Raw genomic sequence first — 26,163 nt, 5'->3', positions numbered from 1 at the left:
GCGGCTGATGAAGGGGATTTCATCCGGCTGTGCCGCGCTCAGGGCAGTCGGTACCCCATCCCGCGGACCGTCTCCACCCGCTCCGCACCCAGCTTCTTGCGGAGGGCACGCACGTATACGTCCACGATGTTGGAGCCGGGGTCGAAGTCGTAGCCCCACACGTGCGAGAGGATCTGCTCCCGCGACAGCACCTGCCCCGGGTGCCGCAGGAACAGCTCCAGCAGGACGAACTCCCGCGCCGTCAGGTCCACCGTGCGGCTGCCCGCACGGGCCCGCCGGGTGCGCAGATCCAGGGACAGCTCACCGCTGCGCAACACCGTGATCTCCGGTTCCCGTGCCGCCGTACGCAGCCGCAGCCGTACCCGGGCCAGCAGCTCCTCGAAGCGGAACGGCTTGGTCATCCAGTCGTCGGCGCCGCCCTCAAGGCCCGCGACCGTGTCCCGTACCGAGTCCCGCGCGGTCAGCACGATCACCGGCACCGTCATCCGCGCCTCCCGCAGCTGCCGCAGCACGGTGAAACCGTCCCGGCCGGGCAGCCCGATGTCGAGGATGACCAGGTCGAAACCGCCGGTGTGGGCGTAGTCGTACGCGGTGTCCCCGTCAGCGGCGACCGTCGTGGTGAAGCCGCTGGCGCGCAGCCCCTTCTCCACGAACGCGGCGATCCGCTCCTCGTCCTCCACGATCAGCACCCGCGTCATATGTCTTCCTCCTCCTGCTCCGAGTGGGCTGCCCCCGATTCCGGCAGGACGAGGACGAATGTGGCCCCGCCGCCCGCCGTGGGCCGCAGCTCCACCCGGCCCCCTGGATGCCCCTGGGCGATGGCCTTCACGATGGCGAGCCCGAGCCCGGCGCCGCTGCCGCGCGAGCCGCGCCTGGCCGTGCCCCTGCGGAAGCGTTCGAAGATCAGCTCGGCGTCCGCCGCGCTGACGCCGGGTCCGCTGTCGGCGACGTACAGCTCCACCGCGTGCCCGGTACGCGAGCGTCGGGAGCCGATGTGTACGGGCGTGCCCCTGGCCGTGTGCTGGACGGCGTTCTGCGCCAGTTGGACCATCGCCTGGGTGATGCGCTGCGGGTCGACGTGCACCGTGCCCTCCGCCACCTCGGCGAGCCGCCACCCGCGCTCGCCCAAAGCCCGCGCCTTGACGAACACATCGGCCGTCAGCTCGGCGAGCTCCACCGGTTCCGGGGTGACGAAGTCCGGCCGCTCGGCCTTGGCGAGCAGCAGCAGGTCCTCCACGATGCGGCTCATCCGGTCCAGCTCGTCGGTGACGACCCGGACGGTCTCCTCGCGTTCCTCGGGCCCGTCCCCCATCAGCTCCAGATGGCCCCGCACGATCGTGATCGGGGTGCGCAACTCGTGCCCGGCGTCGTCCACGAACTGCCGCTGCGCGGCGAAGGCGCGCTCCAGCCGGTCCAGCATGGCGTTGAAGGTCTCGGCGAGCGCCGAGATGTCGTCCCTGCCGCGCACCGGTATGCGCCGGGTCAGATCCTGTTCGGTCAGCTGCGCGGCCGTCGTCCGCACCAGCCGTACGGGGGCCAGGATGCGCCCCGCGACGGCCCAGCCGATGCCGCACGTCAGCAGCAGCGCCACGCCGGATATGGCCAGCAGGATGCGGAAGACCGTCTGCGGCCCGGCCTGTTCGCGGTCGGCGTGGAAGGCGACGATGAAGGTGCCCGACGGCGCGCCGCCGCCCGGCTCGATCGGGACGCGCGCCCAGCGCACCTCGCCCTGCGGCCGGTGCAGTACGCCGCTGCGCCGTTCGCCCGAGGTGATACGGCGCAGCGCCTGCTCGTCCTGGTGGAGCGGCAGCGCGGAGGGTATGTCGCGGTCCTGCCGGATCACCTTGCCCCGCACCACACCCAGCAACTCCTCGTCCGGGTCGGCGTACTGCCGCTCCAGGAAGACCTTCAGCAGCCGTCTGGCCTCGGTGAAGGGGCGTCCGGTCGCCGGGTCCCGGCCGCGGTCGACGAAGTTGGCGAACTCGCCCGTCTCCTGTTCCAGCAGCCGCGTCACCCTGTGGTCCACGTCGCGCACCAGGATCGACCGGGTGGTGGTGGCGACGGTGCCCAGCGCCACCGCCATCACGGCCAGCAGCCACAGCAGGATGCGGACCCGGGCGGAGATCCATGGCCGCCGCGCGGGCGCCGGCCCGGGCCCGCCGTCAGCCGTCGTCTCCCGGCCCGTCGTCCCTGCCGTCGTCGTCGTTCCCGTCGTCCGTGTCCTCGCTGCGGTCATCGTCGCTCGTGTCGTCGGTGGCGGGTGGCCGCACCGTCTCGTCCCCGGACGGCCGGGAGGACCCCTTCGAGGGGCCGGTGGACGGTTCGGGGCGCTCGGCGGACGGGCTCTCGCTCTCCAGCTCGACCTTCGCGGGCGGCTTGGGCGGATCCGGGCTGTCGGTCAGCGCGTAACTGGTGGCGGCGATGCCCAGCGGGATCGCCACCACGGCCGTGAGCGTCGCGATGCGGTGTGAGAAGGCCATACGGGCCACGCTGCCGCGCCCACCGGTGCGGGCCGATGAAGCGCGGATGAGAAAACGTTCATCAACGCGGCTGTCGGGAGTCGAGCCCGAACGCTGCTGTCAGGAGTCGAGCCCGATGGCGAAGGCAGTCTCCAGGTCGTGCTGGGAGTAGGTGCGGAAGGCGATATGGGTTTCCGTGGACTGGACGCCCGGGACCTTGCTGATCCGGCCCGGGATGATGTCGGCGAGGTCGTCGTGCCGGGCGACGCGGACCATGGCGATCAGATCGTGCGCACCGGTGACGGAATAGACCTCGCTGACACCGTCGATGGCGGCGATCTGCTCGGCGATCTCGGGGATGCGTTCGGTGCTCGTCCTGATGAGGACGATGGAAGTGATCACGGTTCGGTCTCTCCCTCTGACGCCGGGGTTGGCCCGGTCACTCTAGCCCGGCGGTAACGGAGCCAGGCATACAGGAAGCCGAGCGTGAAACCCACCACGTGGGTCAGATAGGCGACGCCTGGTCCGTCGCCGTCCTGCCGGGCGGCCAGCCACTGCAAGGCCAGCCAGAAGAGCAGTACCACCCAGGCGGGAAAGCGCAGCGGGAGGAAGAAGAGAAAGGGGAAGAGGCTGGTCACCCTGGTGTGCGGGGACAGCCGGAGGAAGGCGCCCAGCACCGCCGAGATCGCCCCGGAGGCGCCGACCAGCGGCTCGCCGGACTCCGGGTGGGCCACCGCGTAGCAGAGCATGGCCGCGCAACCGGTGCCCAGGAAGAAGAGGACGAAGCGCGCCGGGCCCATACGCTGCTCGACCAGCCCGCCGAAGACATGGAGAAGCAGCAGGTTACCGAGCAGATGCAGCCAGTTGCCGTGCAGGAACAGCGCGGTCAGCGGCGTCGTCAGCGGGCGCGCGGCACCGCTGAGCAGCGCGCGGGGGACCACGCCCCACCGCTCGAAGTAGGCCGACCGCGCCTGCTCCAGCGCCTGCCCCGTACCGTACGAGTGCACGAAGCCGGAGGCCGGTCCGATCAGGAAGACCAGACAGCAGCAGCCCAGCAGGGCGTAGGTGGTCAGCGGCCGGGTCGGGGGCCGGGGCCACGTCCTCTCGCCGCGGTCCGGGCGCGTGGTGTCGGCGCGGTCGGTGCCGTCCATGTCCGGATCATGACGGCTCGGTGTCCGGGCATGCTCCTCGACACACGTGGAGGCACGCGGACGGTCCCAGGCCGTAGGGTTTACGGGATGTGACCCCGGGCCGCATGTCCGTGATGTGTTCCGCGGATCTACAGCAGCGAGACCTTCGAGGCCGAGGCCTTCCGGACTGGGCCCTTCGAGACTGGGCACTTCGACGAAAGAGGACGAGACGATGGCGGTCCCCACGCCGACGGACGAGACCCGCTGGCGCTGCACCCTGTGCGGCAATCTCACCCGGTTCGACGTGACGCGTTCCAGCAAGGTGGTCGAGTACGTCCATCTGGACCTGGCCGGAGCGCCGACGGTCGAGGAGCGGGATGTGCTCAGTGAGAGCATCGAGTCCGTGCGCTGTAGATGGTGCAACGCCGTGGACCAGGTCGAACTGGTGGACCGGCCCAGCGCTCAGGTATAGGGCTCAGGGCTCAGAGACGGCAGGTGTGACCGGTGGAGGAACGGACGGGCGGCGACCCTCGGCAGCCGGAACCGGCTGCCGGAAAGGGAACCGGGCCCGCTGCCCGCGCGGCGGCCCAGGACCCGGCTGCCCGGACGGCCCCGGACCTCGGCACGGAGGGGCCCGGCACGGAGGGGCCCAGCGCGGAAGGACACGACGCCGAGGGGCGCCACACGGAGGGCTCCGGAACTGAGGGGCATAACGCCGAGGGGCCCCGCACCGACGGGCCCGGCACGGAGGGGCCCAGCGCGGAAGGGCACGACGCCGAGGGGCGCCACACGGACGGGCCCGGCGCGGAGGGGCCCAACACCGGAGGACATGACGCCGAGGGGCCCGGCACGGATGGACCGGGCACGGAAGGGCCCAACGCCGAGGGCCCCCACGCGGAGGGCCCCCGCACCGACGGGCCCCACACCGAGCGGCCCGGCACCGACGGTCCCGACGCCGAGAGTGAGAGCCTGGAGCGGCCGTTGCCGGAGAAGGTGCGGCGGCGAGTGGTCGCCGTCACCGGTGAAGCCCTCGGCGGGCTGACCGTCGCCGAACTCCCGCCCCCGCTGCGCCAGTACGCACGCTTCACCCCGCAGCGCCGCGCCAAGTTCGGCGGCAACGCGATGGCGGCGGCGCTGGAGAACGACGCCGTCTTCCGGCAGCGCATCGCCTCCAGGGTGCGCGAACAGCTCCCCGAGCTGGCGGGCGCGCTCGACGAGGGCACCCCGCCCCCGGCCGCCGACCCGGTGGACGTGGCGGCAGCGGCGTACATCCTGCGCCCGGTCGGCTGGGCCAAGTTGGTCGCGGCGGCGGGCGAGGAGGCCCAGCGCGCGCAGGCCGAACGCGCCGGCGAGGAGGCCCAGCGCGAGCTGGCCCGGCTGCGCGAGGAGCTGGCCCAGGCCAGGGGCGCGGCGCGGGACGAGGCCGAGCAGCGCCGCCGTGAGCTGGAGGCGCTGCGCAAGGAGCTGGACGGCACCCAGCGCAAGCTGCGCAGCGCACAGTCGGATGTGCGCCGCCGCGAGGCGTCGCTGCGCAAGCTCCAGGAGGAACTGGACGCGGTGCGCTCCGCCGCCGGTACGGAGAAGGCGGCGCTCGACAGCGAGGTGCGCCGGCTCAAGTCCCGCCTCTCCGAGACCGAGTCCGCGCTGGAGGCCGGTCGGCGTGCGGCACGCGAGGGCCGCAGCGTGGAGGACATGCGGGTACGCCTGCTGCTCGACACCGTGCTCGACGCGGCGCAGGGGCTGCGCCGCGAACTGGCGCTGCCACCGTCCGAGACCCGCCCGGCCGATACGGTCGACGCCGTGGAGCCGGGCCGGATGTCGCCCAAGGACGTGGCGGCCCGGGCGCTTTCGGACACCGACCCCGCGCTGCTGGACCAGCTGCTGGCGCTGCCGCACTCCCATCTGGTGGTGGACGGCTACAACGTCACCAAGACCGGCTATCCCACGCTGCCGCTGGAGAAGCAGCGGCTGCGGCTGCTGGGCGGACTCGCCGTGCTGGCGGCGCAGTCGGGCGCCGAGGTCACCTGCGTCTTCGACGGCGCCGAGCTCGCCGCGCCGGTGCTGCTGGCGCCGCCGCGCGGGGTGCGGGTGCTCTTCTCCAAACCGGGACAGACCGCGGACGAGCTGATCCGCCGGCTGGTACGTGCCGAACCGCCGGGCCGCGCCGTGGTGGTGGTCTCCAGCGACCGGGAGGTCGCCGACGGCTGCGCGGCGGCCGGAGCGCGGCCGGTGTCCTCCGCCCTTCTCCTCAAACGGCTTGCCCGTACCTGACTTCGTCAGCGGATTCCGCACGGAACTGAAGGGCACGCTCTTAACTCCTCGGTACATAAAGGACATCGGGACTGCCGCGCAGCGCGGTGTGATGAGCCCTGTGTGAGGTTGTGGTCGCCCAACGTGTATGCCGGGTAAAGAATGCGGCTGCGGGACGCCTTTTTTCCCGAGGGATTTGATCGGATCACTACGCGTGGCTACTCTCAGCCCAAACCTTCGCTCGGTAGATCACCTATCCGGGGTGACAGCGGAGGACCGCCTCGTTCCGTGCGCCGGGATCGCCCAGTCCCGTGCGGCGGAGCCGGAGATGACCAGACCGGCAGGCGGCTGAGGAAGAAGGAGCTCGCCCCAGTGGCGTCCCACCGTCGTCCCAAGCAGCCGAGTCGCGCACGTGTCAGTGTCTTCACCATGACCGCTGCCGCGGCAGTCGCTCTCACTTCCCAGGCGGCCCACGCCGACCCGCAGTCCTCCAAGAAGGACGTCAAGGAGAAGGTCGACAAGCTCTACGAGGACGCCGAGGCGGCCACCGAGAAGTACAACGGCGCCAAGGAGAAGCAGTCCAAGCTCTCCAAGGAGGTCGAGAACCTCCAGGACAGCGTCGCCCGCGGCCAGGGTGAGCTCAACACCATGCGCGACAAGCTCGGTTCGATGGCCACCGCGCAGTACCGCTCCGGCGGTATCGATCCCTCGGTGCAGCTCTTCCTCTCGTCCGACCCGGACAACTACCTGGACAAGGCTTCGGCCATGGACCAGTTGAGCACCAAGCAGGCCACCGCGCTCAAGAAGATCCAGGCCAAGCAGCGCACCCTCGCGCAGCAGCGCAAGGAGGCCTCCGGCAAGCTGAAGGATCTCAGCAGCACCCGCAAGGAGCTCGGCAAGAAGAAGAAGGAGATCCAGGGCAAGCTCTCCGAGGCCCAGCGGCTGCTCAACACGCTGACCGCCAAGGAGAAGGCGAAGCTCGCCGAGAAGCAGGAGCGCGCCGACCGCGCCTCCAGCGACCGCGCCGACCTGGGCAAGGTGCCGCCGGGTTCGGGCCGTGCGGGCGCCGCGCTGGCCGCCGCCAAGGGCAAGATCGGCAGCCCTTACGTATGGGGCGCCACGGGCCCCAGCTCCTTCGACTGCTCCGGGCTGACCTCGTGGGCGTACAAGCAGGCGGGTGTCTCGCTGCCGCGTACCTCCCAGGCGCAGGCCAACGCCGGTACCCGCATATCCAGCCAGAGCCAGCTCAAGCCGGGCGACCTGGTGCTGTTCTACGGCGACCTGCACCACATCGGCCTCTACGCCGGAAACGGCCAGGTGCTGCACGCGCCCAAGCCCGGTGCCAACGTGCGCTTCGAGGCGATGGGCAACATGCCCTTCCAGTTCGGCGTACGGGTCTGACCGGTCCCGGCTGATCACCAGCCAGTGTGATGACCGCTAAACGTCCTTCGTCCGAGTGAAACCACCCGGATCCGGATGACCCCGGAACCTGGCCGGTGACCTGCGTGATCGGCGAACACCGCGGTGCGGAGCGGGATTTACGGACGCCGGACGGTCCTTTGTCCCCTGTAAGGGCACGGCTACATTCTGCGGGCGCAAGTCGCCTAGCGGAAGGAACGCCTCCTCCAGTGGCATCGCACCGGTCCCCTCGACGTACCCCGCAGCCCGGGCAGGGCTGGACAGCGCGAGTCACCGTGCTGTCCGCCGCCGCTGCGGGCGCGGCAGCCGCGCTCGTCCCCGCGGCACCGGCGGGCGCCAAGCCCGATGACAAGCCGACGGCCCGCCTCAACTCCCGTATCGACCGGCTCTACGAGCAGGCGGAAGTCGCGACGGAGAAGTACAACGGGGTGGCGGAGCGCACCGGCGAGCTGCGCAAGCAGGTGGCCAACGCCCAGGACGGCGTCGCCCGTGGCCAGGCCAAGGTCAACCGGCTGCGCGACTCCCTCGGTTCGCTCGCGGGCGCACAGTACCGCTCGGGGGGCATCGACCCGGCCGTGGCGCTGATGCTCACCGAGGATCCCGACAGCTATCTCGACAAGGCCGCCACTCTCGACCGTATCGGCAGCCGCCAGCAGACCAAGCTGCGCCAACTCCGCTCGGCCCAGCGCCACTTGGAGCAGCAGCGCAGCGAGGCCGCCGGCAAGCTCGAACAGCTCGACGGGCTCCAGAAGACCCTCAAACGCCAGAAGAAGGACGTGCAGCAGAAGCTCGCCTCGGCCCGGCGGCTGCTCCACCAGCTCTCCCCCCAGGAACGCGCCGCCCGGAACGGGAAGCGGGCCAAGGACGCGGCCGGGGTCGATCTCGGCGGCTCCAAGCCCTCCTCGCAGCGCGCCGCCGCGGCCGTCGCCGCCGTCAAGTCCGCCGTCGGACGCCCGTACGCGTGGGGTGCGGCCGGGCCCGGCGCCTTCGACTGCTCGGGTCTCATGCAGTGGGCGTACAAACAGGCTGGCACCTCCATCCCCCGTACCTCGCAGGCCCAGGGCTCGGCAGGGCGGCAGGTCCCGCTCAGCCAGGCCCGCCCCGGCGATCTGGTGGTCTACCGCGACGACGCCAGCCATGTGGGCATGTATGTGGGCGGCGGCCAGGTCGTGCACGCGCCCCATCCCGGTGCCCCGGTGCGCTACGACCCGGTCGGCATGATGCCGATCTCCTCGGTCACCAGACCCTGATCACCCCCGCCGGCCCGCCCGTACCCTCGGTGGGGTGGGCACACGGCGGCAACGGTTCCGGTACGGGCGAGCGCTGAGCGGTACGGCAGCGCTCGCCCTGCTGTGCGGCCTCGGCGCCTGCCTCGGCACGGCCGGCCGCGGCCACGACCACGGCCCGTTCCAGCACACCCTCGATCGCCAGGCCGCGGCCCTGCGCGGCGGCGATGAGCCGGGCTATCTCACCGCCGTCGACCCGGGCCACCGCGGGGAACAGCGCCGGGCCTTCCACAATCTGCGCCGGCTGCCACTCGCCGAGTGGTCCTACGATGTGCGCAAGGTCACAAAGGCGCACGACATCGCGACTGTCGAGGCCACGCTGCGCTACCGGCTCGCGGGCTACGACCGGGTCGCCAGCACTGCCACCGAACGGCTTCGCTTCGTACGGCGCGACGGCGCCTGGCGTATCGCCGCCGAGGCATCCGGCAGCGACGCCCAGCTGTGGGAGCAGGGCACCATGACCGTCGTACGGGGCAGCCACAGCCTGGTGCTCGGCGTGGGCCGGAAACGCTCCGAACTCCGCGCACTCGCCGACGCCGCCGACCGCGCCGTACCCGCCGTCACCGCGACCTGGCCGGACGGCTGGTCCCGCAGGCCGGTGCTGGAGGCGCCCGCCTCGACGCGGCAGATGGCCCGTCTGCTGGGCTCGCCCGCCGCGAACTCCCGTACATACGCGGGCATAGCCGCCGTCACCACCGGTGAGGTGACTGGCGCGGCCAGGAGCGACGCCGACCGCATCGTCGTCAACCCGCGCGCCTACGGGCTGCTCAGCGAGGAAGGCCGACAGGTGGTGCTGACCCACGAGACGACGCATGTAGCCACCCGCAGGCAGACCACCCCCGCCACCCCCCTGTGGCTCTCCGAGGGCATCGCCGATTGGTCGGGCTACCGCCGTTCCCAGCTGACCCCCAAGGAGGCGGCGCCCGAACTGGCCCGCGCACCGGACGAAGCGCACACGCTCCCCTCCGACGGCGACTTCCACTTCGGCAACGACCCCGCCGCGCTGGCCCGCGCCTACGAGGGCAGCTGGCTGGCCTGCCGGATGATCGCCGAACAGTGGGGCACCGGCAAACTGCTCGCCCTCTACGAGCAGGCGGGCCGCGAGAACGACGGCAAGCGCCCGGACGCGAACGCGGCGCTCCGCTCCGTCCTGGGCATCTCCGAGAAGGAGTTCACCGACCGCTGGCGGACGTACGTACTTCAGCAGCTGCGCCACTGACCCCGGCCCTCTCGCGGGGCCGGGGCACCTCGGGCGGCTCCACAACGGCCGACCGCCACAGCCGTACGCAGGAGAGCACCGCGGCAACGACCAGCACCAGGTTCCGTACGGCCAACACCACCGTGCCCTTCCCCTCGCTGGCGACCACGTCCGCGAACCAGACCGGGAACTCCAACTGTGTGAGCGCGGCGGCGAAAAGGACCAGCCAGGCCGGCACCGCTTGGCAGCTGGCCCGCAGGGTCAGACAGACAGCGGCCAGTCCGACCAGCCAGATCAGATACTGCGGGCTCAGCACCCGGCTCGTCACCACGAAGACGAGCACCCCGGCGAGCGCGGCGTCCGCCGGGGTCGCCGAGGTCCACACCCGGGCCCGCAACCGCCACAACAGCAGCCAGCCGAACACCACACCGGTCAGTACGACGGCCACATTGCTCACGGCCCCAACCCCCGGCCCCACGAACTCCATCGAGCCGTACCGCAGCAGCACCTGCCCCTCCCAGCCGAACTGCCGCGCCGCGTGCAGCACCAGGGAACCGACCGACTCCACCTCCGTGCCGCGACCGCCTTGCGCGGACAGGAAGTCCATGGCCCCCGGCATGGTGGCGGCGAAGCCGGCCGTCACCGCGAGCACGGTCACCAGCGCGCTCAGCCAGACCGTCCGCGTCGCGCGGCCCCGCGGCGTACCGAGCAGCAGCAGCGCCGGCCACACCTTCACCAGCGCGCCAAGTCCGGCCAGCGCCCCCGCCGTACGGGGATGCCGCGCGGCCGCCAGCAGCGCGGCGACGGCGAGCACGGTCACCATCAGGTCGTAGCGCGCGTACGCCGTCGGCCCCAGCAGCGGCACCCCGGCCACCCACGCCCATACCCCGGCCCGCCGCCGGGAGCCGGCGTCCGGGTCTCTGGTTCCGCGCCGCCGTACCGCGTACAGCAGCAGCCCGAGCACCACCGCGTCGGCGGCGCAGGCGAGTACGAAGAAGGCGGAGGCGTAGCCGAGCAGGCCCAGCCCGGTGAGCAGCCCGGGGGAGAGGATCACGAGTGCGGCGGCGGGCGGATACTGCCAGGTCACGTCATGGGAGGGAAACGTTCCGCCGCTCAGCCGGTCGAACCAGCCGTGGTAGATCACCGAGACATCGGTGGTGATGTCCATGCCTCCCGGCACGGTGAAGACCTTGAAGACGTAGAGCAGCAGCACCGCCCGGGTGACCGCCCACACCAGCACGGGCGCCACCGCACCGCGGGCCCTCCTCGCCTCGCCCCGCACACCTGTCCTTCCTCCGGTCCCACCAGGCACCACACCTCGGCCGCCCGCCCGCGCCGGTGCGCGGTACTGTCGGCGGCGATGCACAAGACCCTGATCGTCACCAACGACTTCCCGCCCCGCCCCGGCGGCATCCAGGCGTTCCTGCACAGCATGGCGCTGCGCCTGGACCCGTCCCAGGTCGTCGTCTACGCCTCGACCTGGAAGCGGGGCCGGGAGGGTGCGGAAGCCACCGCGGCGTTCGACGCCGAGCAGCCCTTCACGGTCGTCCGTGACCGTACGACGATGCTGCTGCCCACTCCACGGGTGACCAAGCGTGCCGTCTCGCTGCTGCGGGAGCACGGCTGCCGCGCGGTGTGGTTCGGCGCCGCAGCGCCGCTGGGGCTGATGGCGCCCGCGCTGCGCAGGGCCGGGGCCGAGCGGATCGTGGCGACCACACACGGCCACGAGGCGGGCTGGGCACAGCTCCCCGCGGCCCGCGGCTTGCTGCGGCGGATCGGCGAGGAGACCGACACCCTCACCTACCTCGGCGACTACACGCGCCGCCGGATCGCCGCCGCGCTCACGCCCGGGGCCGCCGCGCGGATGGTGCAACTGCCGCCCGGCGTGGACGAGAAGACCTTCCACCCCGGTTCGGGCGGCGACGCGGTCCGCGCCCGGCTGGGGCTGACCGACCGGCCCGTGGTCGTCTGCGTCTCGCGTCTCGTACGCCGCAAGGGCCAGGACACCCTCATCGAGGCCATGCCCCGGGTGCTGGAGGCCGTACCCGACGCCGTGCTGCTGATCGTCGGCGGCGGCCCCTACCGCGCCGACCTGGAGAAGCTGGCCGCCGCCCGCGGGCTCACCGACGCCGTCCGCTTCACCGGCCCCGTCACCTGGGAGGAGCTGCCCGCGCACTTCGGTGCGGGTGACATCTTCGCGATGCCGTGCCGCACCCGGCGCGGCGGGCTGGACGTGGAGGGGCTCGGCATCGTCTACCTGGAGGCGTCCGCGACCGGGCTGCCCGTCGTCGCCGGTGACTCCGGTGGAGCGCCGGACGCCGTGCTGGACGGCGAGACCGGCTGGGTCGTCGACGGCGGCAGCCCCGCGCAGACCGCCGACCGGCTGACCGAACTCCTCCGCGATCCCGAACTGCGCACCCGCATGGGCACCCGCGGCCGACAGTGGGTCGAGGAGCGCTGGCGCTGGGATCTGCTCGCGGAACGACTACGCGAACTGCTGTGACAGCGGGAGCCCCGCAGCCGGCGCGGACGGCACCGGATCGAGCAGCGCCAGCTCAAGCCCGGCGAGCCGCGCCGGGTCCGCGATCACCTCGTACGCCGCGATCCTGCCCCCCTCGCAGACGAAGGTGAGGGCGCACAGCAGCCGTCCGCGCGGCGCCACAACGGCTCCCACGGCCCCGTCCACCAGCGCGGTCTGCGCATACCGCGACCGCTGGCCCAGCCGCACCGTGCCGCGCGCCACCGCGTCCGCGCCCCGCACCAGCGCGGCGGCGCCCGGGGGCAGTACGGCGGGATCGCTGCGCCGCACCACATCGGGAGCGAGCACGGCGAGCAGCCCGGCCAGCTCGCCGCCCCGCGCCGCGGCCAGGAACGCCTCGACGAGCGCCCGCTGTTCGCCCAGCTCCGCGACGGGCACGGCGGGCGTGCCGCGTACCCGGCGGCGGGCGCGGCTGGCGAGTTTCTTCGCGGCGACGGGGGAGCGCTCCAGCAGTGGCGCGATCTGCTCGAACGGAACGGCGAACATGTCGTGCAGCACGAACGCGACCCGCTCGGCGGGCCCCAGTGTGTCCAGCACCACGAGCAGCGCCCTGCCCACCGAGTCGGCCAGCAGCACCTCGTCTTCCGGGCCGCCGGCCTCCTCGAATCCCCGTACCGCGTCCGGCACTTGCTGTCCCACGGGTTCCTCGGGGCGGGCGGCGCGGGCGCGCAGCATGTCCAGGCAGATACGGGAGACGACGGTACGCAGCCAGGCGGCCAGGTTGTCGATGGCGGCGGCGTCCGTACGGCTCAGCCTCAGCCATGCCTCCTGCACCGCGTCCTCCGCCTCGCTGAGCGAGCCGAGCATCCGGTAGGCGAGGGCCAGCAGCAGAGCCCGGCGCTCCTCGAAACGTTCGGCCAGCCCGGTCAGCTCGTCCATCGGTCACCTTTCCCCAGCGCGTTCCGTCACCTTCATCGACGTATCCGACGCGACAGAAGTGACCGGGAGCCCTCTTTTATGAACCACGATGCGGCGAAGCCGTCCCTGCTGCACATCGACGCCAGTGTCAGCCCGGCGGGCGAGTCCGTCAGCAGGCGGCTGACCGCGCTGTTCGCCGACACCTGGCGCGCCCGGCACGGCACTACCGGCTACCACTACCGCGACCTGGCCGCCGATCCGGTGCCGCAGGTGACCGCTGCCTATGCCCGGTTCGGGTACTGGGTGGAGCGGCACGGCACCGTGCCGGTCGACCGGGTGGCCGCACTGGTGCGGGACGTCGCGGACGAGCGCGTGTGGCGGACGACGCGGCCGCTGGTCGAGGAGGTGCTGGCGGCGGACGTACTGCTGCTGGGCGTGCCGATGTACAACCTGACGGTGCCCGCGGCGCTGATGGCGTGGATCGACCGCATCAGCTTTCCGGGGGCGCTCCTCGACCCGGCGACGGGCCTGAGCCGACTGCGGGACAAGCACGTCGTGGTCATCAGCGCCCGCGGCGGCTACGGACCCCGGCCCCGCGCGAGGGACTCGACTTCCAAGTCCCCTACCTGCGCGGCTACTTCACCGACCGCGGAGTCCCCGCAGACCAGCTGCACTTCGCCACGGCCGAACTGACCCGCGCCTGGGACATCCCAGCACTGGCGCCCCTCCAACACCTGGCCTCGGAATCAATGACCGCCGCACGGCAAACGGTCACCGAACTGGCGGCTCAGCTCCCCGCCCCGACAGGGGCGCGCAATGGCGTGCCCGGCGGATCTTGCGTACCCGGCACGGGGGCTGCGCTTGCCCACCCTGCGCCCCTGGCGCAGACTGCCCAAGCGCAAGACGGTGCCCCGTAAGGAGCGCGGGCACGCCTCAGGCGTACAGCGCCTCGATCTCGTCGGCGAAGTCCTTGGCGACCACGCCCCGTTTCAGCTTCAGCGAGGGGGTGACGTGGCCGGAGTCCTCGGTGAACTGCTCCCGCAGCACCCGGAACTTGCGCACCGACTCGGCCTTGGAGACGGCCTTGTTGCCCTCGTCCACGGCGGTCTGGAGCTCGGCGAGCAGATCGGCGTCGGCCAGCAGCTGCTCATGGCTGAGGTCCTGCTTGCCGTGCTCGGCGGCCCAGCGCGGCAGGAACTCCTCGTCCACGGTCAGCAGCGCGCCGACGAAGGGGCGTCCGTCACCGACGACCATGCACTCGGCGACCAGCGCGTGGGCGCGAATGCGGTCCTCGATGACGGCGGGGGCGACGTTCTTGCCGCCCGCGGTCACCAGGATCTCCTTCTTCCGCCCCGTGATGGTCAGATAGCCGTCCACATCCAGCGTGCCGAGGTCGCCGGTGTGGAACCAGCCGTCGGCCAGCGCCTCGTCGCTGGCCTGCTGGTTGTTCCAGTAGCCGGTGAACAGATGCTCGCCGTGCAGCAGGACCTCGCCGTCGTCGGCGATCCGGATGACGGAGCCGGGCAGCGGCTGCCCCACGGTGCCGATCTTGGGCCGGTCGTACGGGTTGAAGGCCGTCGCGGCGCACGACTCGGTGAGCCCGTACCCCTCCAGCACCGTGAAGCCGACGCCGCGGAAGAAGTGGCCCAGCCGCGCGCCCAGCGGTGCGCCGCCGGAGATGGCGTGGGTGGCCCGGCCGCCGAGGACGGCGCGCAGCTTGCTGTAGACCAGCTTGTCGAAGACCTTGTGCTGGATCCGCAGTTTGAGTGAGGGGCCCGCGGGGTCGTCCAGGGCGCGGCTGTAGGCGCCGGCCACCTCGGCGGCCCTGTCGAAGATCTTGCCCTTGCCTCCCGCGACGGCCTGGGCCCGCGCGGAGTTGAAGACCTTCTCGAAGACGCGGGGGACACCCAGCACCATCGTCGGCCGGAAGGAGCCGAGCTCCTCGGTGAGGTTCTTGAGGTCCGAGACCAGCCCCAGCCTGATCGGTGCCATCACGGCCGCCACCTGCACCAGCCGCCCGAAGACGTGCGCGACCGGCAGGAACAGCAGCACCGATCCCTCGCCGGGCCGGAACATCGGGCGCAGCCGCTCGACCACGTTCCCGCACTCCGCGAAGAAGCTGCGGTGGGTGAGCACACAGCCCTTGGGGCGGCCCGTGGTGCCGGAGGTGTAGACGATGGTGGCGGGCGAGTCGGCGTCGGCGACGGAGCTGCGTTCCTCCACCTTCTCGTCGCTGATCCCGGCGCCGAGCGCGGCGAGTTGTGCGACGGCGGCCTCGCCCCCGTCGGTGTCGGGCGCTGGCTCGATCTGCCACACGTCCCGCAGTTCGGGCAGCCGGTCGCGGACGGAGTCGACGGCCGCCGCGTGGCTGCCGGTCTCCACCAGGCAGGCGACGGCGCCCGAGTCGCCGAGGATCCAGGAGATCTGCTCGGGCGAACTGGTCTCGTAGACGGGCACGGTGACACCGCCCGCGCTCCAGATCGCGAAGTCCAGCAGCGTCCACTCGTAGCGGGTGCGCGACATCAGGCCCACCCGGTCGCCGGGCTCCACGCCTGCCGCGATCAGTCCCTTGGCGGCCTGCCGCACCTCGGCGAGGAAGGCGGTGGCGGTCACGTCCTCCCACCGGCCGTTCCGCTTGCGCCCCAGGACGGGGAGATCGGGGTGCTGAGCCGCGTTCCGGCGGATGAGGTCCGTCAGGTTTCCCTCTGCGGGGACTTCGTAGAGGGCCGGAAGGCTGTACTCGCGCAAGACTGCTGCTCCTCGTCGGCGCGCCAACCGGGGCCGCGGGGGTCGGCCTCCATTGGCTCGGTCCAGGGTCGGCGAGCGATCCCGGAAGAATGACGGCCCGGACGTTACCCATCGGTATGGGGGCGGGGGTAGAGGGTGACGCGGAGATGTCTTGTGCGTCACAGGTGGAGATGGCAGATAGCAGCCTAGTCGAGGCGTTCGGGGACACGGAAGCCGCGAGGGGGAGGGAACGGTAAGAGCGGGCTTACGGCACTTTTCGGCTGCCGCGGTGGAGCGGGCCGCTCCGTCCGCCGGGCCGTGCCACCCTCCGCGGGTCTGCTCCCCCTCCCCGTGACCTGCGCGGCGATCTAGGGTGGGGCGCATGCGAGTCCACGTGGTCAGCGACGTACACGGCAACAGTGCGGACCTCGCGAAAGCGGGCGAGGGAGCTGACGCGCTGGTGTGCCTGGGAGACCTCATCCTCTTCCTCGACTACGCGGATCACTCGCGCGGGATCTTCCCCGATCTGTTCGGCGTCGAGAACGCGGACCGTATCGTCGCCCTGCGTACGGCCCGCCGCTTCACCGAGGCCCGCGCGTTCTCCCGGGAGCTGTGGGCCGGGCTCGACCGGGACGCCGCGATGGAGGCGGCGGTGCGCAAGCAGTACGCCGAACTGTTCGCGGCCTTCCCCACCCCCACGTACGCCACATACGGCAACGTCGACATGCCTCCCCTGTGGCCCGAGTACGCGCGCCCGGGTGTGAACGTCCTCGACGGCGAGACGGTGGTGATCGGCGGGTGGCGCTTCGGCTTCGTCGGCGGCGGGCTGCGCACGCCGATGCGCACTCCGTACGAGATCGACGACGAGGCCTACGCGGCGAAGATCGCCGCGCTGGGCGAGATCGACGTGCTGTGCACCCATATCCCGCCCGAAGTGCCCGAGTTGTGCTACGACACCGTCGCGCGCCGCTTCGAGCGGGGCAGTCCGCAGCTGTTGGAGGCCCTGCACACGCTGCGCCCCCGCTACCACCTGTTCGGTCACGTCCATCAGCCGCTGGCGCAGCGGATGCGGATCGGCGCCACCGAGTGCGTCAACGTCGGCCACTTCAACGCGACCGGGACGCCGTGGGTGCTGGAGTGGTGACGGGGCAAGAGGGCCGGAGGCTCGGGGTGATGACCCGCGCGGCGTCGGCCCGTACGACCGCGCGGTAGCCTTCCCTCGCAGACGCTTCCCCGCGCCACGGCGGGCATCCCGCGCGGTCATTCCACCTACGGCGGGCATTTCGGACACGGGTATATCGGAGGGCCATGGCGATGGCGGAACACACCAGCTCGAGCATCACCGTTGACGCGGCACCCGAGGCCGTGATGAAGGTGATCTCCGACTTCCCCCGCTACCCGGAGTGGGCCGGCGAGGTGAAGGAGGCCGAGATCCTCGGCACGGACGAGCAGGGCCGTGCCGAGCAGGTGCGCCTGCTGCTGGACGCCGGAGCCATCAAGGACGAGCACACCCTCGCCTACGAGTGGATCGGTGACCCGGAGGTGCACGAGGTGCGCTGGTCGCTGGTCAAGTCCCAGATGCTGCGCTCCCTCGACGGCGTCTACCGCCTCACTCCGGTCGGTGGCGGCGAGCGGACCGAGGTCATGTACCAGCTCACCGTCGACGTCAAGATCCCCATGCTCGGAATGATCAAGCGCAAGGCCGAGAAGGTCATCATCGACCGGGCGCTCGACGGGCTGAAGAAGCGCGTCGAGGCGGGCGGCGCCGAGGCGTCCGGAGAGGGCAACTGACCGGCGGAGCGGGCGCCGGGTCCCAGCCCTCCGCACCGCAGCGCCCCGGCCCTCAGACCGTGCTGGTCACCGGCGCGGGCGGGGCGGGGCGCAGCACCGTTGCCGCCGCCACCGCGTGCGCTGCCGCGGCCCAGGGGCACCGCACCCTGCTGCTGAGCGCGGAGCCCGCACGCCGGCTGACCGCGCTGCTGGGCGCGGTCGGCCCCGGCGACGGGGCCGGCGCGGAGCCCGCCACACACCCGCCGGAAGCCCCCGGGCCTGGCAGGCCCGAACCTGTCGCCGGTGCGACGGGGCTGTGGCTGCTGCGTATCGACTCCGGCGAGGAGTTCCGCAAGCAGGCCGTCGACCTCCAGACGCGCGGCAAGACCGTGCTCGACCTGCTCGGCGCCGTACCGCTGGACGAGGACGAGCTGACCGAGCTCCCCGGCGCCGGAACCTTCGCCCTGCTGCGCGCCCTGCACACCGCGCACACGGGTGGCACGGCAGACGGCGCCGGCTGGGACATCGTCGTCGTCGACATGCCGGCCGCACCCGAGGGCCTCAATCTGCTCGTCCTGCCTGAACAGTTGCGCCGCTATCTGCGCCGCCTCATACCCACCGAGCGGCAGGCCGCCCGCGCCCTGCGCCCCGTACTGGCCCAGCTCGCCGGCGCCCCCATGCCCGCGCAGTGGCTGTACGACGCCGCCACGCGCTGGTCGGACGAACTCGCCGGAGTGCAGCGGATCGTGGAGTCCCCGACGACGATCGTGCGCCTCGTCACCGAGCCGGGACCGCTCGCCGCCGAGGCGCTGCGTACCGCCGGGGCCGGCCTGCGGCTGCACGGGCTCGCGCTGGAGTCCGTCGTCGCCAACCGGCTGCTGCCGACCGGCTCCGGTGACCCCTGGCTGGCCGCGCTGGCCGGACAGCAGCAGACCGCGCTGGCAGCGCTGCGGGAGAAGTGCGAGGCCGAGTCCGTGCCGCTGTGCGAGCTGCCGCACCTGGGCCGCGATCCGCGCGGCCCCGAGGACCTGAAGGCCCTCGCCAACGCCGCCCGCACCGCCGTGGCCGCCGACCGCACAGCGGGCGAGGGCCTGCGCCCGCCCGCCGGGACCGAGAGCGGACCCGGCACCGACATCCCGTACGGCTGGCTGGAGGACCGGCTGGCCGGGGACGGAAAACTGGTGTGGCACCTGCCGCTGCCGGGCGCCGAACGCGACGAGCTGGAACTGGTGCGGCGCGGCGACGAGTTGACCGTGGGCGTCGGCCCCTACCGCCGGGTGCTCCCGCTCCCGTCGGCTCTGCGCCGCTGCCGGGTGTCCGGCGCTGGCCTCAAGGGCGGGGTGCTGAGCGTCCGCTTCACCCCCGACCCCGATCTGTGGCCCGGCCGGCGAGGGCGCCCCGAACCGGCGGGGCAGAGCGGCTGACCGTGCGCAGGCCCGGCCGCGCACTGCCGTTCCCCCTCAACCCCGTGCCGCCGTTCGGGTAACGTCGGAAAGTGCACGGCCCGCACCATGCCACCACCTTTCGCCCGTAGGAGCCCGCCATGAGCGATGCCGCCGAGCGCCCTGCCGCCCCGGACCCCGACGCCTGGGCCACCGCGTGCGAGGAGGACCTGGCCGCCGAGAAGGCCCGCCGCCGCGCCGAGTACGGCCCGCCGCCCGTCAACGCCGCCGAGGAGCTGCGCCGGCTGGCGGACGCGGTCACCGAGAAGGTCGCCGAACTCGGCAAGCCGCTGATGGGCGCCGTCGGATCGGCCGCAGCGCAGGGCATGGCGCAGCAGTTCTTCAAGCAGGCGAAGGCGACCATCGAGCCCGTCGTCGAGCGCAATCCGCAGCTCTTCGACCACCTCGCCGCCGCGGGCGGCGAACTCCTCGCCGCCTATCGCTCGGTGGTCCACGAGGCCGAACGCCGCTGGACCGAACGCCCCGGCGCCGAAGACGCGGAGCGGATCGACGTCGAAGAGATCGCCGACCTCTCCCATCAGGCGGACCTGGACGCGCGAGCCGCGGAGCGGGCCGTCGAGGAGCACATCGAGGTCGAGCCCGACGACGAGGACCACGACCGCGACTAGAGCGGGCCCCGCACGGGGGGCCGGCGAGGGGGTGCCCCTGCGCGAAGCGTGCGGACTGCGGGCGCGTCGTGGCCGGGCGCGCAGTTCCCCGCGCCCCTTCGGGGCGTGCCCCTCGCGGAAGCGTGCTCCGGTACCGTTGGCGGCGGCGGGGATCACATTCGGATGACCGAGGGACACATGGGACTGACAATCGGGGTCGACATCGGCGGCACCAAGATCGCGGCTGGCGTTGTGGACGAGAAAGGCACCATTCTCGAGACCAGCACGGTGCCCACACCCGACACCCCTGAAGCAGTGATCGACGCCATCGCGGACGCCGTACGCCAGGCCAGCGCCGAGTACCAGGTGGAGGCCGTCGGAATCGGCGCCCCCGGGTATGTGGACGACAAGCGCGCCACCGTGCTGTTCACCCCCAACCTGAGCTGGCGGCACGAGCCGCTCAAGGACAAGGTCGAGCAGCGCATCGACCTGCCCGTCGTGATCGAGAACGACGCGAACGCCGCTGCCTGGGGCGAGTACAAGTTCGGCGTCGGCACAGGGCACGAGGACGTCGTCTGCATCACCATCGGCACGGGCCTGGGCGGCGGCACCATCATCGGCGGCAAGCTGCACCGCGGCCGGTACGGCGTGGCTGCCGAGTTCGGCCACATCCGGATGGTCCCGGACGGCCTGCTGTGCGGCTGCGGCAACCAGGGCTGCTGGGAGCAGTACGCCTCAGGGCGTGCGCTGCTCCGCTACGCCCAGCAGCGCGCCACCGCCACCCCGGACAACGCCGCGATCCTGCTGGGGCTGGGCGACGGCACCTCCGAGGGCATCCGCGGCAAGCACATCAGCGAGGCGGCCCGGCAGGGCGACCCGGTCGCCATCGACTCCTTCCGCGAGCTCGCCCGCTGGGCGGGCGCGGGCCTCGCCGACCTCGCCTCCCTCTTCGACCCTGGCGCCTTCATCGTCGGCGGCGGTGTCTCCGACGAGGGCGAGCTGGTGCTCGACCCGATCCGCAAGTCCTACCGCCGCTGGCTCGTCGGCAGCCGCTGGCGCCCGCACGCCGAGGTCCTCGCCGCCCAACTGGGCAACAAGGCGGGCATGGTCGGCGTCGCGGACCTGGCCCGCCAGGGCTGAGCGGATCGGGGGGCGGGGTGTCCAGGGAGACGGGCGAGACGACGGCGGGAGGGGCCGTGCCGGTCGCCGACCTGCCGGCTTCGCGTACGGAGTCCGACGGCTCGGCCGTCGTCCGGCTGCTCAGCTACAACATCCGCTCCCTGCGGGACGACGGGGAGGCGCTCGTCCGGGTCATCCGGGCGTGCGCCCCCGATGTCGTCTGCGTGCAGGAGGCGCCGCGCTTCTTCCGCTGGCGCAAGCGGGCGGCCTGGCTGGCGCGCCGTACCGACCTCACCTATGTCACCGGCGGCGCGACGGCGGCCGGACCGATGATCCTCGCCTCGCTGCGGGCCCACGTCGAACGCACCGAGGACGTGCTGCTGCCGCGTACGCCCGGACTGCACCAGCGTGGCTTCGCCACCGCCGAGCTGCGGTTCGGGCCTGCTCCCGGCTGTCCGGAGGAGGTGCCGCCGACCCGGCTGGGCGTCGTCAGCTTCCACCTCAGCCTCCAGGCCCGCGAGCGGCGGCAGCAGGCCCGCGCCCTGCTGGAGCGGACCGCCGCGTTCGGCTGCCCGGTGGTGGCCGCGGGCGACGTCAACGAGCGGGCGGGCGGCCGGACCTTCGGGCTGCTCGGAGAGGGGCTGCGGGACGCGTGGGGGGTGGCGCCGTGGGGCGCCGAGTACACCTCGACGCCCGCGGCACCGGTGCAGCGCATCGACGCCGTCTTCGCGGGGGAGGGCGTCGAGGTACTGGGCGCCGGGGTGCCCCGCGGGCTGCCGGGTGTGACCGAGGGCGATCTGTCCGCCGCCACCGACCACCTCCCGGTGCTGGCGGCGCTGCGGATCCGCGCGGGCGGGCGGGCCTGAGGGCTCACACCACGGCGCCGCGCCCCGGGTCGTCCCAGTCGTCGTCGTCACGGCCGTCCCGCATCCGGGTCACCAGGGTGGCGAAGCCACCGAGGAAGCCGCCGACCCCGAGGGTGATGATCCACCACGTCAGATCGGCCTGCACCAGTACGGTGCCGATCAGCAGCAGCGGCCCGCCCAGCGCGGCCAGCCAGGCGAACTTCGTCGTGGTGTCCGTCTCGGGCAGCGGCGGCGGCTCGGGCGGCTCGAAGTGCCCCTCGCCGTCCTCGTCCTCGTCTTCGGCGGGCTCCCAGTCGCGGGGCCCGGTCCCAGCGGCGTAGACCGTGAAGCTGCGCACCGGCGGCTCCGCGTCCGGCGCGGGCCGCGGCTTGGTGAGCATGTCACCGTCCGGCTCCCCGGCCCCGTCCCCGCTGCGGCTCTCGGGCGTACCGTCCGCGGCCGTCGGCTCGACGGGCTCCGCCGGCTCCTCGCCGTACGCCGCGACGATCGCCGCCCAGGCCGCCTCCTCCTCGGGCGGCAGTGCCGATCCGCTCCCTCGGTCGTCGGCGGAGTCCTTGGGCTCGTTCGGGTCGCGGGGCTCGCCCTCGTCGGGGTCAGGCGCCGTCACGGGCGCTCCGTGCTGTGCTGAGCGGCTCCTGTACGCCGGTGAGCCGGTCGATGAAGCCGCGGGCGTCGGCGAAGATCCGCTCCGCGTCGTGGTCGAGGGTGGCGACGTGGTAGCTGTTCTCCAGCACGGTCTCGGTCACATCCTCGGACGAGACGCGGCTGAGGATGAGGGCCGAGTCAGCGGGCGGCACCACATGGTCGGTGCGGCTGCGCAGGACCAGCAGCGGCTGCGTCACCTTCGGCAGATCCCGCTGGGCGACGCGGAGGAAACTGCGCAGCGCGTACGCGCCCCGGGTGGGCACCCGGTCGTAGCCCAGCTCCTGCCGGCCCTCCTTGGCGATGTCGCTCACGATGCCCGGCGCAGAGCGGACCAGGAAGCGGCCGACGGGCAGGAGATACCCCGGCAGCCGGGGGAAGGTCATCGCCGGGTTGACGACGATGATCCCGCGTACCGCGTTCCCGTTCAGCGCGGCCAGCCGCAGCGCCAGGGTGCCGCCCATCGAGAGCCCGCCGACGAAGACCTGGTCGCAGCGTTCGCGCAGCAGCTGCAGCTCCCGGTCGACGGTCGCGTACCAGTCCTCCCAGCTCGTCATGGCCATGTCCTCCCAGCGGGTGCCGTGCCCGGGGAGCAGCGGCAGGGAGACCGTCAGCCCGTGCCCGGCCAGGTCCTCGGCCCAGGGGCGCAGGCACTGCGGGGTCCCGGTGAAGCCGTGACACAGCAGCACACCGGTCGCTGATCCGTCGCGGTGGAATGGCTCGGCTCCGGGAAGGATGGGCGGCACGGTGGGCCTCCAGAGGCTCAGCGGTCGTGGCTCGGCAACTCGGCAAGGAGTGCTGCCACCCTAATTCGTCCTCCGGCGGTCCGGCAGTGTCCAAGGGGCCCCCGGGGTCACACCTCGGGCGGCCTGCGACCGCCCCAGCAGCCGGACGGCGGACGGCGGGGATCCGGTGGCACGGTGGCGGGATAGGGTCGAGGCGTCCCACCAAGGAGGTCGAGGTTGTTCTACAGCGCGATGAAGCTGTCGGTCGGCAGCACGCTGAAGCTCGCGTTCCGGCCCTGGGTGGAGGGCCTGGAGAATGTGCCGGCGGAGGGGCCCGCCATCCTGGCGAGCAACCATCTGTCCTTCTCCGACTCCTTCTTCCTGCCCGCCGTCCTCGACCGCAAGGTGACCTTCATCGCGAAGGCCGAGTACTTCACCTCGCCCGGGGTCAAGGGCAAGCTGACGGCCGCGTTCTTCAAGGGCGTCGGCCAGCTCCCCGTCGACCGCTCCGGCGCACGCGGTGCGGGTGAGGCGGCGATCAAGAGCGGCCTCGAAGTGCTGGAGCGCGGCGAGCTCTTCGGTATCTACCCGGAGGGCACCCGCTCGCCCGACGGCCGCCTCTACCGGGGCAAGCCCGGCGGCCTCGCCCGGGTCGCGCTGCGCTCCGGCGCTCCGGTGATCCCGGTGGCCATGATCGATACGGAGAAGATCCAGCCACCCGGCAAGGTCGTCCCCAAGCTGATGCGCCCGGGCATCCGGATCGGCACCCCGCTGGACTTCAGCCGGTACCAGGGCATGGACAACGACCGGTTCATCCAGCGCGCCGTCACCGACGAGGTCATGTACGCCATCCTGAAGCTGTCCGGCCAGGAGTACGTGGACATGTACGCGACGGCGGCGAAGCGGCAGATCGCGGAGGCCGCGAAGGCCGCGAAGATCGCGGAGGCCGCCAAGGGCGAGGGAGCCGCGAAGGGCGAGGGAGCCGCCGAGAAGCGGACCGGTCAGGATGAGGCGGGCGGCAACAAGGCTGCCTAGTCCGGCAGTCGTCGGACCGCCGGACTCTCGCCGTTCGTCGTCCCGCCGTTGCGGCGGGAAGAAGTTGCTGCGGCAGAAGCACGGGACAAGGTGGGGGAGCCATGGGTGCGAAGCTGATGTCCGTGGAGCAGCCGCTGTGGCGGGCGTTGACGGGCTACCGCATCCTTGCCGTCCTCTACGTCCTCGGCGTCTTCTTCTGGAGCTACCGGGAGTACAGCGCTCCGGTGCCGGGCGGGGTCTACCTCCTGGTGCTCGCCTGCTGGACGTTCGGCACGCTGCGCAACGTGGGCTCGGCCGACCGCTGCACGCTGCCGTTCCTCGTCACGGACATCGTGCTGGGCGTCGTCGGCATCCTGCTCTCCCCGGTCGTGGACGGTCACGGTCTGGTGGGCCCGACCCTGCCGTCCATCTGGGTGGCGGGCCCCGTCCTCGCGTTCGCGCTCAAGGGCGGCTGGCGGTGGGCCGCGGGCGCCTCGGTGCTGGTGGGGATCGCCAACATCGTGGAGCGCGGCATGATCACCCGCTCCACCTTCCACAACGTGCTGCTCGTCTGTGTCGCGAGCGTCGCCATCGGCTATGTCATCGAGGTCGCCCGCGCCAGTGAACGCACCCTGGCACGCGCCCTCCAGATAGAGGCGGCCACCCGGGAGCGGGAACGGCTGGCCCGCGACATCCACGACAGCGTCCTCCAGGTGCTGGCCATGGTGCAGCGCAGAGGCACGGCTCTCGGCGGTGAAGCGGCGGAGCTGGGCCGGATGGCGGGGGAACAGGAGGTGGCTCTGCGCGCCCTGGTCTCCAGCGGCGTGGTGCCGGAGCCCGGGCGCGCCCCCACGGGTGACCGCTGGCCCGCGCTCGCCACGGACGGCGGCAACCCGGCCACCGCCCCCGATGCCACCGCCCCCGATGCCACCGACGACGACACCGCCCCCTGCGACGTCCGCGCGCTGCTCTCCTCGTACGCCACCTCCCGGGTCACCTTCTCCGAGCCCGGGGCGCCGGTGCTGCTGCCCGCCAGGGCGGCCACCGAACTGGCGGCCGCTGTCGGTGCCGCACTGGACAATGTGGCCCGGCACGCCGGCGGCGGGCCGGGCGGCGAGGCGCACGCGTGGATCCTGCTGGAGGACGAGCCGGACGCGGTGCTCGTGACCGTACGGGACGACGGACCCGGCATCCCCGCGGGACGGCTGGCGGACGCGGAGGCCGAGGGCCGGATGGGAGTCGCGCTCTCCATCCGGGGCCGGTTGCGGGACCTGGGCGGCACGGCGGAGCTGGTGTCGGTGCCCGGACAGGGAACGGAAGTGGAGATGAGGGTTCCGAAACATGACAACTGAGGCACAACCCGTCCGGGTGATGGTCGTCGACGACCACCCGATGTGGCGCGAGGCCGTCGCACGCGATCTGGCCGAGGCCGGGTTCGAGGTCGTCGCCACGGCGGGCGACGGTGAGCAGGCGGTCCGCCGGGCCCGCGCCACCTCCCCCGATGTGCTGGTGCTGGATCTGAACCTGCCGGGCAAACCGGGTGTGGAGGTCTGCCGCGAACTGGTCGGTCCCGACTCGGCGCTGCGGGTGCTGGTGCTCTCGGCCAGCGGGGAGCACACCGATGTGCTGGAGGCCGTCAAGTCCGGGGCCACGGGCTATCTGGTCAAGTCGGCGGGCCCCGAAGAGCTGCTGGACGCGGTACGCCGCACCGCGCTGGGCGACCCGGTCTTCACACCCGGGCTGGCCGGGCTGGTGCTGGGCGAGTACCGCAGGCTGGCCGCCGACCCGGCCCCGGCCGCCGAGGACGCCCCGGACGTGCCGAAGCTGACCGAGCGGGAGACGGAGGTGCTGCGCCTGGTCGCCAAGGGCCTCGGCTACAAGCAGATCGCCGAACGGCTCGTCATCTCCCACCGCACCGTGCAGAACCACGTCCAGAACACCCTGGGCAAGCTCCAGTTGCACAACCGCGTCGAGCTGGTGCGATACGCCATCGAACGCGGCCTGGACGACTAGCGCCTTTGGCGGGGCAGCCGGCACCGCGTACGCACGTCCTTCGTACGAGTGATTGCCCTATCCTCAAATCCCTCCTCTCCCAAGGAAATCCACCGCTC

Annotated in this window: 26 protein-coding genes; 16 read left to right on the top strand and 10 right to left on the bottom strand. The window is 72.4% G+C overall.

Annotated features, from left to right (window positions below; translation table 11 throughout):
* Positions 1-38: 38 nt before the first annotated feature.
* From ACQEU8_RS27710 to ACQEU8_RS27690, 5 genes are all read right to left on the bottom strand, one after another.
* Positions 39-698, bottom strand: coding sequence for a response regulator transcription factor (locus tag ACQEU8_RS27710; RefSeq protein WP_433105771.1), 660 nt, complete (start codon positions 696-698; stop codon positions 39-41).
* Positions 695-2,236 carry a sensor histidine kinase gene (locus ACQEU8_RS27705; RefSeq protein ID WP_433105769.1) on the bottom strand — a complete coding sequence of 514 codons (1,542 nt, stop codon included), beginning with the start codon at positions 2,234-2,236 and terminating at the stop codon, positions 695-697. The genes ACQEU8_RS27710 and ACQEU8_RS27705 overlap by 4 nt, the downstream gene beginning before the upstream one ends.
* A complete protein-coding gene (locus ACQEU8_RS27700) occupies positions 2,163-2,480 on the bottom strand; it encodes a small secreted hydrophilic protein (protein ID WP_433105767.1) in 318 nt (105 codons plus the stop codon). The genes ACQEU8_RS27705 and ACQEU8_RS27700 overlap by 74 nt, the downstream gene beginning before the upstream one ends.
* A gap of 99 nt (positions 2,481-2,579) precedes the next feature.
* Positions 2,580-2,861, bottom strand: a complete 282-nt coding sequence (locus tag ACQEU8_RS27695) for an Lrp/AsnC family transcriptional regulator (protein ID WP_433105765.1) — start codon at positions 2,859-2,861, stop codon at positions 2,580-2,582.
* Complete coding sequence (locus ACQEU8_RS27690) at positions 2,858-3,610, bottom strand: rhomboid family intramembrane serine protease (RefSeq protein WP_433105763.1); 753 nt, start codon at positions 3,608-3,610, stop codon at positions 2,858-2,860. The genes ACQEU8_RS27695 and ACQEU8_RS27690 overlap by 4 nt, the downstream gene beginning before the upstream one ends.
* Positions 3,611-3,821: 211 nt before the next feature.
* On the opposite strand from ACQEU8_RS27690, the gene ACQEU8_RS27685 reads away from it, so the two are divergent.
* The 5 genes from ACQEU8_RS27685 to ACQEU8_RS27665 all read left to right on the top strand — a co-directional run bounded on the left by ACQEU8_RS27685 (position 3,822) and on the right by ACQEU8_RS27665 (position 9,763).
* The gene (locus ACQEU8_RS27685; RefSeq protein ID WP_209238387.1) at positions 3,822-4,061 is read left to right on the top strand and encodes a hypothetical protein; all 240 of its coding nucleotides are present in this window, start codon (positions 3,822-3,824) and stop codon (positions 4,059-4,061) included.
* Between the two features lie 497 nt (positions 4,062-4,558).
* The gene (locus ACQEU8_RS27680; RefSeq protein WP_433108762.1) at positions 4,559-5,860 is read left to right on the top strand and encodes an NYN domain-containing protein; all 1,302 of its coding nucleotides are present in this window, start codon (positions 4,559-4,561) and stop codon (positions 5,858-5,860) included.
* A 351-nt stretch (positions 5,861-6,211) separates the two neighbouring features.
* Positions 6,212-7,240: an NlpC/P60 family protein gene (locus ACQEU8_RS27675; RefSeq protein WP_433105761.1), complete on the top strand. Its 1,029-nt coding sequence runs from the start codon at positions 6,212-6,214 to the stop codon at positions 7,238-7,240.
* 227 nt (positions 7,241-7,467) lie between these two features.
* The gene (locus tag ACQEU8_RS27670; RefSeq protein WP_433105759.1) at positions 7,468-8,508 is read left to right on the top strand and encodes an NlpC/P60 family protein; all 1,041 of its coding nucleotides are present in this window, start codon (positions 7,468-7,470) and stop codon (positions 8,506-8,508) included.
* A gap of 34 nt (positions 8,509-8,542) precedes the next feature.
* On the top strand, positions 8,543-9,763 hold the full coding sequence (locus ACQEU8_RS27665; protein ID WP_433105757.1) for a hypothetical protein: 1,221 nt from the start codon (positions 8,543-8,545) through the stop codon (positions 9,761-9,763).
* On the opposite strand, the gene ACQEU8_RS27660 is transcribed toward ACQEU8_RS27665, so the two are convergent.
* Positions 9,717-10,991, bottom strand: a complete 1,275-nt coding sequence (locus ACQEU8_RS27660; protein ID WP_433105755.1) for a glycosyltransferase 87 family protein — start codon at positions 10,989-10,991, stop codon at positions 9,717-9,719. The genes ACQEU8_RS27665 and ACQEU8_RS27660 overlap by 47 nt on opposite strands.
* A 111-nt stretch (positions 10,992-11,102) precedes the next feature.
* Here ACQEU8_RS27660 and ACQEU8_RS27655 point away from each other — a divergent pair, with 111 nt between their 5' ends.
* On the top strand, positions 11,103-12,245 hold the full coding sequence (locus tag ACQEU8_RS27655; RefSeq protein ID WP_433105753.1) for a glycosyltransferase family 4 protein: 1,143 nt from the start codon (positions 11,103-11,105) through the stop codon (positions 12,243-12,245).
* On the opposite strand, the gene ACQEU8_RS27650 is transcribed toward ACQEU8_RS27655, so the two are convergent.
* Positions 12,228-13,160, bottom strand: a complete 933-nt coding sequence (locus ACQEU8_RS27650) for a sigma-70 family RNA polymerase sigma factor (protein WP_433105751.1) — start codon at positions 13,158-13,160, stop codon at positions 12,228-12,230. The two genes, ACQEU8_RS27655 and ACQEU8_RS27650, sit on opposite strands and share 18 nt — an antisense overlap.
* 78 nt (positions 13,161-13,238) lie before the next feature.
* Between ACQEU8_RS27650 and ACQEU8_RS27645 the strand changes: the two genes are divergently transcribed.
* Entirely contained in the window at positions 13,239-13,832 is a 594-nt protein-coding gene (locus ACQEU8_RS27645; protein ID WP_433105749.1) for an FMN-dependent NADH-azoreductase, read from the top strand.
* Between the two features lie 240 nt (positions 13,833-14,072).
* Here ACQEU8_RS27645 and ACQEU8_RS27640 read toward each other — a convergent pair whose 3' ends face one another.
* The gene (locus ACQEU8_RS27640) at positions 14,073-15,887 is read right to left on the bottom strand and encodes an AMP-dependent synthetase/ligase (RefSeq protein WP_433105747.1); all 1,815 of its coding nucleotides are present in this window, start codon (positions 15,885-15,887) and stop codon (positions 14,073-14,075) included.
* A gap of 361 nt (positions 15,888-16,248) precedes the next feature.
* Here ACQEU8_RS27640 and ACQEU8_RS27635 point away from each other — a divergent pair, with 361 nt between their 5' ends.
* From ACQEU8_RS27635 to ACQEU8_RS27610, 6 genes are all read left to right on the top strand, one after another.
* A complete protein-coding gene (locus ACQEU8_RS27635) occupies positions 16,249-17,010 on the top strand; it encodes a metallophosphoesterase family protein (RefSeq protein ID WP_433105745.1) in 762 nt (253 codons plus the stop codon).
* Between the two features lie 170 nt (positions 17,011-17,180).
* Entirely contained in the window at positions 17,181-17,657 is a 477-nt protein-coding gene (locus ACQEU8_RS27630; protein ID WP_433108760.1) for an SRPBCC family protein, read from the top strand.
* A gap of 59 nt (positions 17,658-17,716) precedes the next feature.
* Positions 17,717-19,060 carry an ArsA family ATPase gene (locus ACQEU8_RS27625; RefSeq protein WP_433105743.1) on the top strand — a complete coding sequence of 448 codons (1,344 nt, stop codon included), beginning with the start codon at positions 17,717-17,719 and terminating at the stop codon, positions 19,058-19,060.
* A 119-nt stretch (positions 19,061-19,179) separates the two neighbouring features.
* Positions 19,180-19,707, top strand: a complete 528-nt coding sequence (locus tag ACQEU8_RS27620) for a DUF5304 domain-containing protein (RefSeq protein WP_433105741.1) — start codon at positions 19,180-19,182, stop codon at positions 19,705-19,707.
* A 177-nt stretch (positions 19,708-19,884) separates the two neighbouring features.
* The gene (locus tag ACQEU8_RS27615; protein ID WP_433105739.1) at positions 19,885-20,826 is read left to right on the top strand and encodes an ROK family glucokinase; all 942 of its coding nucleotides are present in this window, start codon (positions 19,885-19,887) and stop codon (positions 20,824-20,826) included.
* Between the two features lie 17 nt (positions 20,827-20,843).
* On the top strand, positions 20,844-21,671 hold the full coding sequence (locus ACQEU8_RS27610) for an endonuclease/exonuclease/phosphatase family protein (RefSeq protein ID WP_433105737.1): 828 nt from the start codon (positions 20,844-20,846) through the stop codon (positions 21,669-21,671).
* A gap of 4 nt (positions 21,672-21,675) precedes the next feature.
* Here the strand turns inward: ACQEU8_RS27610 and ACQEU8_RS27605 are convergent, their stop codons facing one another.
* The gene (locus tag ACQEU8_RS27605) at positions 21,676-22,278 is read right to left on the bottom strand and encodes a hypothetical protein (protein WP_433105735.1); all 603 of its coding nucleotides are present in this window, start codon (positions 22,276-22,278) and stop codon (positions 21,676-21,678) included.
* Positions 22,265-23,059, bottom strand: a complete 795-nt coding sequence (locus ACQEU8_RS27600; RefSeq protein ID WP_433105733.1) for an alpha/beta hydrolase — start codon at positions 23,057-23,059, stop codon at positions 22,265-22,267. Before ACQEU8_RS27600 ends, ACQEU8_RS27605 begins: the two co-directional genes overlap by 14 nt.
* 216 nt (positions 23,060-23,275) lie before the next feature.
* Here ACQEU8_RS27600 and ACQEU8_RS27595 point away from each other — a divergent pair, with 216 nt between their 5' ends.
* From ACQEU8_RS27595 to ACQEU8_RS27585, 3 genes are all read left to right on the top strand, one after another.
* On the top strand, positions 23,276-24,073 hold the full coding sequence (locus tag ACQEU8_RS27595) for a lysophospholipid acyltransferase family protein (protein ID WP_433105731.1): 798 nt from the start codon (positions 23,276-23,278) through the stop codon (positions 24,071-24,073).
* A 101-nt stretch (positions 24,074-24,174) separates the two neighbouring features.
* Positions 24,175-25,404: a MacS family sensor histidine kinase gene (macS, locus tag ACQEU8_RS27590; RefSeq protein ID WP_433105729.1), complete on the top strand. Its 1,230-nt coding sequence runs from the start codon at positions 24,175-24,177 to the stop codon at positions 25,402-25,404.
* Entirely contained in the window at positions 25,394-26,065 is a 672-nt protein-coding gene (locus ACQEU8_RS27585; protein WP_433105727.1) for a response regulator, read from the top strand. The genes macS and ACQEU8_RS27585 overlap by 11 nt, the downstream gene beginning before the upstream one ends.
* The last annotated feature ends 98 nt before the right edge of the window (positions 26,066-26,163 follow it).

The organism is Streptomyces sp. CA-250714, assembly GCF_050936705.1.
In the GTDB taxonomy this organism is placed as follows: domain Bacteria; phylum Actinomycetota; class Actinomycetes; order Streptomycetales; family Streptomycetaceae; genus Streptomyces.
The sequence above is the reverse complement of the archived record's forward strand: the minus strand, read 5'-3'. Positions and strand labels throughout refer to the sequence as shown.

What these genes read in the sequence shown, in the direction of transcription:
- ACQEU8_RS27710 (WP_433105771.1), bottom strand. Translation starts at nt 698, where the DNA reads ATGACGCGGGTGCTGATCGTGGAGGACGAGGAGCGGATCGCCGCGTTC.
- ACQEU8_RS27705 (WP_433105769.1), bottom strand. Translation starts at nt 2,236, where the DNA reads ATGACCGCAGCGAGGACACGGACGACGGGAACGACGACGACGGCAGGG.
- ACQEU8_RS27700 (WP_433105767.1), bottom strand. Translation starts at nt 2,480, where the DNA reads ATGGCCTTCTCACACCGCATCGCGACGCTCACGGCCGTGGTGGCGATC.
- ACQEU8_RS27690 (WP_433105763.1), bottom strand. Translation starts at nt 3,610, where the DNA reads ATGGACGGCACCGACCGCGCCGACACCACGCGCCCGGACCGCGGCGAG.
- ACQEU8_RS27685 (WP_209238387.1), top strand. Translation starts at nt 3,822, where the DNA reads ATGGCGGTCCCCACGCCGACGGACGAGACCCGCTGGCGCTGCACCCTG.
- ACQEU8_RS27655 (WP_433105753.1), top strand. Translation starts at nt 11,103, where the DNA reads ATGCACAAGACCCTGATCGTCACCAACGACTTCCCGCCCCGCCCCGGC.
- ACQEU8_RS27650 (WP_433105751.1), bottom strand. Translation starts at nt 13,160, where the DNA reads ATGGACGAGCTGACCGGGCTGGCCGAACGTTTCGAGGAGCGCCGGGCT.
- ACQEU8_RS27645 (WP_433105749.1), top strand. Translation starts at nt 13,239, where the DNA reads ATGAACCACGATGCGGCGAAGCCGTCCCTGCTGCACATCGACGCCAGT.
- ACQEU8_RS27635 (WP_433105745.1), top strand. Translation starts at nt 16,249, where the DNA reads ATGCGAGTCCACGTGGTCAGCGACGTACACGGCAACAGTGCGGACCTC.
- ACQEU8_RS27630 (WP_433108760.1), top strand. Translation starts at nt 17,181, where the DNA reads ATGGCGGAACACACCAGCTCGAGCATCACCGTTGACGCGGCACCCGAG.
- ACQEU8_RS27620 (WP_433105741.1), top strand. Translation starts at nt 19,180, where the DNA reads ATGAGCGATGCCGCCGAGCGCCCTGCCGCCCCGGACCCCGACGCCTGG.
- ACQEU8_RS27615 (WP_433105739.1), top strand. Translation starts at nt 19,885, where the DNA reads ATGGGACTGACAATCGGGGTCGACATCGGCGGCACCAAGATCGCGGCT.
- macS (WP_433105729.1), top strand. Translation starts at nt 24,175, where the DNA reads ATGGGTGCGAAGCTGATGTCCGTGGAGCAGCCGCTGTGGCGGGCGTTG.
- ACQEU8_RS27585 (WP_433105727.1), top strand. Translation starts at nt 25,394, where the DNA reads ATGACAACTGAGGCACAACCCGTCCGGGTGATGGTCGTCGACGACCAC.